This is a genomic window from Flavobacterium sp., from assembly GCF_044361065.1.
Lineage (GTDB): Bacteria > Bacteroidota > Bacteroidia > Flavobacteriales > Flavobacteriaceae > Flavobacterium.
In genome coordinates this window covers 1-8,821 of sequence record NZ_JBIKJI010000088.1, presented here as the reverse complement: position 1 = coordinate 8,821, position 8,821 = coordinate 1, and the positions used below count along the sequence as shown (strand labels likewise).

11 protein-coding genes and 1 tRNA gene are annotated in these 8,821 nt (G+C 28.4%); 3 read left to right on the top strand and 9 right to left on the bottom strand.

Annotated features, from left to right (window positions below; translation table 11 throughout):
• The 6 genes from ACIQ11_RS06625 to ACIQ11_RS06600 all read right to left on the bottom strand — a co-directional run.
• On the bottom strand, positions 1-236 hold a 236-nt coding region (locus ACIQ11_RS06625), incomplete at its 3' end, for a thiamine pyrophosphate-dependent enzyme (protein WP_396153902.1).
• Positions 237-308: 72 nt separating this feature from the next.
• The gene (locus tag ACIQ11_RS06620) at positions 309-926 is read right to left on the bottom strand and encodes a hypothetical protein (protein ID WP_396153901.1); all 618 of its coding nucleotides are present in this window, start codon (positions 924-926) and stop codon (positions 309-311) included.
• 70 nt (positions 927-996) lie between these two features.
• Positions 997-2,028, bottom strand: coding sequence for a hypothetical protein (locus ACIQ11_RS06615; protein WP_396153900.1), 1,032 nt, complete (start codon positions 2,026-2,028; stop codon positions 997-999).
• A 52-nt stretch (positions 2,029-2,080) separates the two neighbouring features.
• Positions 2,081-2,689, bottom strand: a complete 609-nt coding sequence (locus ACIQ11_RS06610) for a hypothetical protein (protein ID WP_396153899.1) — start codon at positions 2,687-2,689, stop codon at positions 2,081-2,083.
• A gap of 43 nt (positions 2,690-2,732) precedes the next feature.
• A complete protein-coding gene (locus ACIQ11_RS06605) occupies positions 2,733-3,074 on the bottom strand; it encodes a hypothetical protein (protein WP_396153898.1) in 342 nt (113 codons plus the stop codon).
• Between the two features lie 107 nt (positions 3,075-3,181).
• A complete protein-coding gene (locus ACIQ11_RS06600; protein ID WP_396153897.1) occupies positions 3,182-4,549 on the bottom strand; it encodes a hypothetical protein in 1,368 nt (455 codons plus the stop codon).
• A 462-nt stretch (positions 4,550-5,011) separates the two neighbouring features.
• Between ACIQ11_RS06600 and ACIQ11_RS06595 the strand changes: the two genes are divergently transcribed.
• The gene (locus tag ACIQ11_RS06595; RefSeq protein ID WP_291242787.1) at positions 5,012-5,398 is read left to right on the top strand and encodes a DUF4258 domain-containing protein; all 387 of its coding nucleotides are present in this window, start codon (positions 5,012-5,014) and stop codon (positions 5,396-5,398) included.
• Between the two features lie 79 nt (positions 5,399-5,477).
• A tRNA-Val gene (locus tag ACIQ11_RS06590) sits at positions 5,478-5,552 on the top strand.
• Positions 5,553-5,764: 212 nt separating this feature from the next.
• Here ACIQ11_RS06590 and aroC read toward each other — a convergent pair.
• Positions 5,765-6,811, bottom strand: coding sequence for a chorismate synthase (gene aroC, locus ACIQ11_RS06585; RefSeq protein WP_396153896.1), 1,047 nt, complete (start codon positions 6,809-6,811; stop codon positions 5,765-5,767).
• Positions 6,812-6,888: 77 nt separating this feature from the next.
• Between aroC and ACIQ11_RS06580 the strand changes: the two genes are divergently transcribed.
• Positions 6,889-7,719, top strand: a complete 831-nt coding sequence (locus tag ACIQ11_RS06580) for a hypothetical protein (RefSeq protein WP_396153895.1) — start codon at positions 6,889-6,891, stop codon at positions 7,717-7,719.
• Here ACIQ11_RS06580 and ACIQ11_RS06575 read toward each other — a convergent pair.
• Together ACIQ11_RS06575 and ACIQ11_RS06570 are read right to left on the bottom strand one after the other, a co-directional pair.
• On the bottom strand, positions 7,712-8,164 hold the full coding sequence (locus ACIQ11_RS06575) for a protease complex subunit PrcB family protein (RefSeq protein WP_396153894.1): 453 nt from the start codon (positions 8,162-8,164) through the stop codon (positions 7,712-7,714). The genes ACIQ11_RS06580 and ACIQ11_RS06575 overlap by 8 nt on opposite strands.
• 2 nt (positions 8,165-8,166) lie before the next feature.
• On the bottom strand, positions 8,167-8,821 hold a 655-nt coding region (locus ACIQ11_RS06570), incomplete at its 5' end, for a glycosyltransferase (protein ID WP_396153893.1).

Here is an 8,821-nt window from a genome sequence, read left to right as displayed (position 1 = left end):
TCACGCGAGGTAAATACGCCTAAATTTCTATGCATTGGCAAAATGTATTCGTCTGAATCTAAAGCACACGTAATTCCTACAGAAATAGCTTCTTGTCCGATACCCGAAAACCATTTTGATACTTTTCCTTGTCGTAACAAAATGAGCATTTTTTCCTCAATTAGTCGGGGTTTAACTAATTTTTTATATAAAGTAAGTAACGTTTCGTTGCTAATATCTTGTCTATCAAAAATCATAAGTTGTAGGTGTCAAATTTTCTTCAAAAGTAGTAAAAATAACATTTTAAATGAATTTTGTTAGAATAATATTTATTGTAATTTTTTATACCTATTTAAAGTTTCCTGTAAAAAGTCCCTGTAATAAATATAGTCTATAGTATTAGTTTTACTTTTAGTTAGTTTTGAAATTAAAGCAAACCAATCATCTCTATCTAGATTCATAACATTAGTTTTTTTTGAATTATTAAAATAACTAAATAATAATTTCATATTTTCTTTACTCTCACTTTTGTTTTTGTTACCAAAGACTATTTTACCATGTCTCAAAGATATCTTTGTGCCTAAAACGTGATTAATTTTACCTTGCTTTAAATCATTAAATATCAAATCATATATTTTATCAAAACTGTCTGAAGACAAATTTGAATTTAAATTTGGGGTTCTAGCATTTACTATTTGACTAATTGCTTCAAAATCTTCATTTTGCTTTTCATTTTTTACTTTAAGATTAATATTTTTTTTAGTATTTTGTAAAGCTTCAATTTGTTTATATTGACTATCGATTTGTTTTTTTAATAAAGTAATTTGCAAACCATTTTTTTTACAATAAATATTAATTCGAAACAACAAAAAAAGTATAATAATTATACATAATATTAGAATTAAATTTATGTTTTCTTGTTCAAAAATAATGTGGAATGATTTCATATTTTTATGATTTATTTTTAATAATGTATTAAATCTGAAAAATTAATAGTTTTCATTTTTTTAATTAATTCTAATTGTTACCCATTAAAATAGGCTTTAACTCTAAAACTTTTAAGTCATACTCTTCTTTAGTTATAACACCTAAATCTAATAGTTGCTTCATTTCTTTTACTTTTTCAATCGCAGCTTCCTTTGTATATTTATATTCTGGAATTGTAAGCGGTAGTAAAATATCTTCAGATGAAATATTTTTAAACTCTCCATCATAAATAATTTGGTTGTCGTTGTCTTTTATTGTCAAATAAGTTAACCTTGAATATTCTCCAATAGCTTCCCTATTCATATTTAAAAATAAATATTCAGTAGCCTTATTGTCAGATTCAAGCATATTAGTTTTATCAGTAATTACTTTAAATTTATTACTTTTTTCAAGGATTTTAATTATTTCTTTTTTATTTTCTTCGGGCATCCAACCAATAATGTTATCTATTACAATTGATTTATATTTAGAATCATTGTTCATTAATATATCTGTTTTTATCTTTTTAAATTTATCGCTTAATTCATTGCTTCTTTTTATATTTTCCTCAACTGTTAATATTGGATTATTATTTTCATCTACTAACGTAAATACTACAACTGCTTTAGGCAAAACCCCAAAACTTTGTTTAAATATTTCTGTAGAATTAATCAAATACTTTTTACCAATTTTAGTTGTGAAATTTGAAATACCTTCATTGGCTCTTTCAACTAACCTTTTTGTACCAACAAAACCTGAAGAACCTACTTCAGTAACTTTGTAAGCACCCTTTCCTAAATAAACAAATCCAGCTTGATTCATTTGAGCTGACATACTTGCAGATAAAGAGTTTGCAACATTATTTACAGAAGAACTAATATTATTTTGTGTATTTTGAAGGTGCTGAGCTGACTGAGTATCTATTGCAGTTTTTGGGTTAGTATAGGCATCATCTTTCTTTTTTACTTCATAAGTAGTTCCATTAGCATTTGTGCTTTTTGGTGTTACAGTATATGATTGTCCGAAAGTTAATTGACATAACGAAGCCATGAAAATTAAATTGGTTTTAAAAATGTTTATCATAATTTATTAATTATCTTGTTTATTATTGATTCTTTAGTTTTTATTTTAAGTTTTAGTTAGTATTTTTTTTTATCCATATTATTGATAAGGATTTTTTGTCAATCTCACTTATTAAAGATAATTCTATTTCTTCAAGTTCTGGTGTATTTGGACCTTGGTTATTGACATTTGAACAAAATTCAAATAACTCATTTTCATGTTGAATTTGTTCTAATTCATTTTCTATATGCTGAACGATTTCGCTTGGGGTGTTTTTATCGTTCCAGATTAACTCTACTAATTGATAACCTTCTATTGGAAAGTCAATTGAAATATTAAGATTATTAATGATATTATTAATTTCTTTATTTTCAGATGATTTTACATCTTCAAAAAAAGATTCAATAGAAACATACTCAATTTCATAATCAACCCATTTACAATAAGCACTTAATACGCCACTAAATTGATAATTTTTATAAGTACCATCAAAAACAAATGGAATTGAAACTGAATTTTTTTTAAATCCTAAGCGAATATCAAAACTACTTATGCTAAAGTTTTTCAAATAATGTTCTATAGTTCTTAAAAAATCATTTCTATTATTAACTTTATTAAAAACCAATGAGCCATATTCAAAATTCTCACTTTTACTTTTGCTCTGTATGTCTTTTTTACTCATAAAATTATTTTGTAATTTCTTTATGTTTTCAAATATAATAAATTTAACGACTATGATGTACAATTCTAATTAATAAACCATTAACATCAAAAAAGTAACAATTTCCGATTACATTGCCTTTAAATACTGGAATTATACTTTTTATCGTTCCGACTGAATGATACATAACTACAACATCATTTATTCGTTCTAACTTTTCTTGCCAAAAAGCATCTCCCTCCTCAGATAGATTAAAGTCAAATGCTTTTAATAATATAAAAACAGCAGGCTTATTTTTGTTATGCCTGTAAAATGATTTAAATCGCTTTACATTTCTAATTACCTTACCTTGTTCGTCATCATTTAAATACCTTATAAGGTAATTTTTAAAAGTTATCATAATCATTATTTAGTAGGGTTAACAGTTGTTTTTTATAAAATAATATATTATTTTGTGTATATTATCAATATGCTCTCGTATTTACTTTGTATATGAATATAGTGCTTTAAAAATTAAAACAACACTTTCATAATATCTGTATACGATTTTAATTCTCCATCATGAATATACATTGTGATTTTTTGTTTTTTGTTTGTTTTAGGTAATTGGGCAAAATCGGATTCTTTGAAATAAACAAGTTTGTTTTCTTTAGTTAAACCCCATAAAACATTTTTGCCATTTGGATTATAGGTGACATTTTTAGTGTATCGAAATAACGCATTACTACCCTTATCAACTAAAACTACACTTGGCAAAGTAACTCTAGCGCCGTTTTCGTCTATATATGATGGAATCAGAGTACCTCCAGTTGGATAGCTTGTAGGATAGTCACAATTAACAAACCCAAATTCATTTATTTCTAGAGTTCTTATTATTTTTTCAGCACCGTTTAATTTTTTAATGTCATTTTTTCTATGTTCAGTAACAAGTGCATAATAATCCTTCCATGGTTTTTTTAATAAATCGCGTTGTTTTAATAATTTATCATATTTAATTTTATACAATCTTAATGCAGCATTGTAATCTTTACCCTCTTCAAATGCCAAATAACACTCACATTTACTTTCTTTTCTAAAACTGCCAAATTTTAAAATCGAAACCACTTCATAAATTCCATTTTTCAATGGTCTAACTATCATTTCCTGTGCATTTGATATTTTACAAGTGGCTACATTTACAGGCTCGAATAAAATATTATTATATTCCTCAATTTCAGGAAATAATCTTGTGTCGTCTTTAATTTTAAAAGAAGCTACTGTAGCAACTTTTGGCATTGGTGGAATTTCAGGAAGTGATTCAAGTTCAGATGCTTCAGAAATAACTTCAATCTTATCTTTTCCTTTGTCAATCCATACACCTGATTCGGAATCCAAATCATATAAATTAAAGTCTTTAGATTTGGTCCAACTCAACACATCTACTTTTATTTTATTTTCTTTATTAACAAATACTTGTGTATTGTTAGTTGAAGCATTAATTTCAACCATTCCACCTGATTCAAATGCTTTTTCAATTCCATTTTCAGTATAGTTCATAGGAATACCAGCAAGATAAAAATCCAACGGATTATAAAATTCCCTAAAAGAAACTGTGACTTTACTCTGTACTACTTTTCCGTCTTTATCTAAAAAAGCATTTGCAGGAATGTTAATTTTTGCTCCTCCTTTCGAAACTAGAACATTCGACTGACTTGGATTAATTTCAAATTGTTGAAAAGGAATATCCAATTCTGGTAAGGGCGGTTGAATCGAAACTGAGGTTTTAACTTTTTCCGTTGCTTTTGATGCAACTGCTTCCTCTTTTTTAGCACAACTTCTAATACTTAAAAAAAGTATTAATAACGCGCTAGATAATACAATAATCTTAGTTTGGGTTTTCATAATTAAAAAATTAGGTTAATAATAGTTTGGTTTTGCATTTCCGTATAACTGAAACAAAATAAAAAAAGATGATTCAGTATATTATTATAAAGTAATTTTTTAATTCATAGAAGGACTTTTCTTAGTTAGATAATATAAAAACGAATAAAATGTTAAAATATTGTTGTAAAAATATAGTAATTGTTAATTAGCTTAATTTTTGTTAAATAATTTATTTTATAGTAGTTATACTCCAAAAAAAGAAAAAAGTTACAAAAGTCCTAAAAAAATGAATAATAAAATTAAATATAAACGAAATTATGCAAAACATAAATGCATTATCATACTATTCTCGTATTTACTTTGTAAATGATTTAATTTAATTATAAAAACATACTAAAAACAAAAATAATCAACCTCAAAAATAGTTTTTTGACAATCCTATTTATAGTACTATCTTTGCTGTATTAAAATATAGTACAGATGTCATTACGTTACAGATTAGCATTTTATTTATTCGGATTATTAATTGGATTTTACTTTGTTGGTGAATTTTTATCCGCAAAAGCGACTTCAAGAGGCGTAACCTTTTGTTATTTCCCAAATTGCAGAGTCATAAAAGACATTAGAAGTAAACCATTTAAAACATCTGCAGCAGTGGATAGCATTTTTGCTAAAAAAACAACCACTATGAAAGCCATCGATGAAGCTATTTCTAATGGTGATGTCGATTTTTCAAAAAGCAACGTTCCTTATAAAAATGGAAAAAAATACATAATTGATTCTCAATTATCTGAAAATAAAAAAGTTACCTTAACCATAATAAACCAAACCGATAAAGTAATTTTAGAGGATATACAATTTAAATAATTATTTATATTTTTTTACTTGGAAATGTAATATTTGAGTGTATATTTGCACTCGCAATACGAAAGTAACGCATTTTATAGGGCAATTAGCTCAGCTGGTTCAGAGCACCTCGTTTACACCGAGGGGGTCGGGGGTTCGAACCCCTCATTGCCCACAAACATTTAACTCCTTAAGAAATTAAGGATTTTTTTTATGTCAAAAAATTAATTTTATAGAATTAATAAAAACGTATTAATAAGTAATATTTTTATAAAAAATTAACTAATAGCTAATTTATTTAAAAGAGATAGTGTATCGATACTCCATAGATAGTGTATGGATAGTGTATGTAAGAGGTATAAAAAAATTATGTATAAAATGAAGTAATTATCGCAACAAAGTAAAATCAGCCAATACCATAGCGGCTAACGCTTCAACTATAGGCACCGCTCTAGGTACCACACAAGCATCATGTCTTCCTTTGCCTTGTTGGTCTATCAATTGACCGTCTTGGGTTAAGACTTCTTGTTGTTGTAATAGTGTGGCAACAGGTTTAAAAGCCAAACGAAAATAAATATCCATACCATTACTTATCCCGCCTTGTATGCCACCAGATAAATTGGTTTTGGTAGTGCCGTCTTCGTTAAATAAATCGTTGTGGGCACTGCCTTTCATTTCGGCAGCACAAAATCCTGATCCATATTCAAAACCTTTTACCGCGTTTATAGATAGCATGGCTTTACCTAATTGGGCTTGTAATTTATCAAAAACAGGTTCGCCTAATCCAACTGGTACATTTTGTAGCACACAAGTAATAGTACCACCAACTGTGTCGCCTTGTTTTTTTATTTCGGTAATGTAGTTTTCCATTTTTGCAGCTGTAGCTTCATCCGGACATCGAACTGCATTGCTTTCAATTTTGGTAAAATCTAAATCTTGGTAAGGTTTGTCAATATAAATGGTTCCTACTGAAGAAACAAACGCTGTAATTTTGATTTCCGGGATAATTTGTTTGGCAATGGCACCAGCCACTACCCAATTCACCGTTTCGCGTGCCGAACTTCTTCCGCCGCCTCTATAATCTCTATTTCCGTATTTTTTATCGTAGGTATAATCTGCGTGACTTGGTCGAAAGGTTTCTTTTAATTGATCATAATCTTGAGACTTTTGATTTTCATTTTCAATTATAAATCCAATAGGCGTTCCTGTGGTTTTTCCTTCAAAAATACCTGACAAAAATTGAACCGTATCACTTTCCTTTCTTTGGGAAACCAGTTTAGATTGCCCTGGCTTTCTTCGATCTAATTCTGATTGAACAAAAGCTAAGTCAATGGCAATATTAGACGGACAACCATCTATAATTCCACCATAAGCCAAGCCGTGCGACTCGCCAAAAGTTGTTAATGTAAAACGTGTTCCTATCGAATTTGCCATCTCAAAATAAATTATGCAATCATTAATTTATACAAAAATATTGAATGTTTTTTTTATATTAGCAAAAAATACATAAAATGAAAAAAATACTAGTAATACTTTTAAGTTTAAGTTTGGTATCTTGTGCTGTGGAAGGTTTAGAAAGTACAATTGACAACAATGCAAATAACCCAAACAACCCAAACAATTCAACTACTTTCACAGATGCCATACCATTAAATACTGGAAACTATTGGACGTATGATGTAGTGGGATTAGCCAATACTAGAGATTCTTTATATATTTTTGGAGATGAAATAGTGGGTGCAAACACTTATAAAAAATTCAAGAACAGAAACAATATCGCAACTGGTTTTTATTGCACTTCATTAAATAACAACAACGTAAGAAAATCTGCTGGAAAATTACTTTTAACAGGAAATTTAAGTGCATTACAAGGTGTAACACTTCCTGCCGGCTTAGATTTTAGCTTAACAGATTTTATTATTTTTAAAGAAAATGCTACAAATGGTGAAATTTTATCTGAAAAAACAGGCACATTTCAACAAACAATAAGCAACTTTCCGGTTACCATTGAATACCGATTAAGATCTATTGGTGGAGAAAATTTCACTTCTTTTACCTCACCAAATACCGATGTGTATCCGAATGTAAAATCTACTAAAATTGTGGTAAATTTAAAAATATCGACCACACAAACTATTGCAGGATTTCCTATAACTGTAAACATTTTACCGCAGCAAGATGTCGTAATTTCTACACAATACTTGTCTAAAAACATAGGTGTAGTGTATACAAAAACAAATACTAATTTTAGCTTAAACGCTGCTATAGCTGCTCAAATTGGACTACCAGTAACTACCACGCAAGTGCAAGAAGAATTTTTAGATACGTATAGTGTTAATTAACTAAAATCGTTTTGTTTTTTGGTATTATTACAAAAAGATAAGGCGACGTAAATGCATCGGTTACGAATTCATTTTTTTCAGGACCCGTTTCTTTTAAGATAATTTCTGCTGTCGTTTTGGTAAATAGTACGTCAGTTACTTCAATATCGTAGCCACCTGTGGTTTTTTCGCCTAAAAAACAAGCTACCAAATCATGTTTTTCTAAATCGATTGCTAGTAACTTACCGAAAGATTCTTCTCCAATATTTAAAGCAGTAATTAACGCATTAAATTCTTCATAGTTTTTAATTACTTGATTAGATTTTTCTTTCTTCCCACCTATTTGACTTTTAAATACCACTTCGTACTTGTCTTTTTCTTTCTCAACAACTTGCTGAGCAGGTTTACAAGATAGAAACAACAAACAAACACCAATAAGTAATACCCTATTTTTAAACATTTTCATAATTAAGACTCTAAATTAATAGCTTTGTTATACAATTCTTCATACAAAGGAAGAATATTTTTGATATCGAATTTTTTGGCTACTTCAAAAGCCGCTTTCTTAAACTGAAGTAATGTTTCTTCTGAATTTAATATAGAAATTGCGTTTTTACTCATGTTTTCCACATCGCCAACATCACTTAAATAACCTGAAACACCTTCTTCATTTACTTCAGGAATACCTCCAGAGTTACTTGATATTACTGGCACACTAAATGCCATAGCTTCTAAAGCAGCTAAACCAAAACTTTCAGTTTCAGACGGCAATAAAAACAAATCCGAATACTTTAAAATTTGATTAATATCGTTACTATTTCCAAAGAAAATAACTTTATCTGCAATGCCTAAATCTTCACATAATTTCTCGGCAATTATTTTTTCAGGACCTTCTCCTACCATCATTAATTTAGAAGGGATTTCTTTCTGAATATTGTAAAAAATCTTTACCACATCTGGAATGTTTTTTACTTTTCTAAAGTTAGATATGTGTGTAATTATTTTTTCGTTAGACGATGCCAAAACAGAACGCTGACAAATGGATTTATTTTCTAAAAGGGTTTCTTCAATTTCAATGAAATTCGGTATCACATGAATTTCTTTATTAACATCAAACAAACGA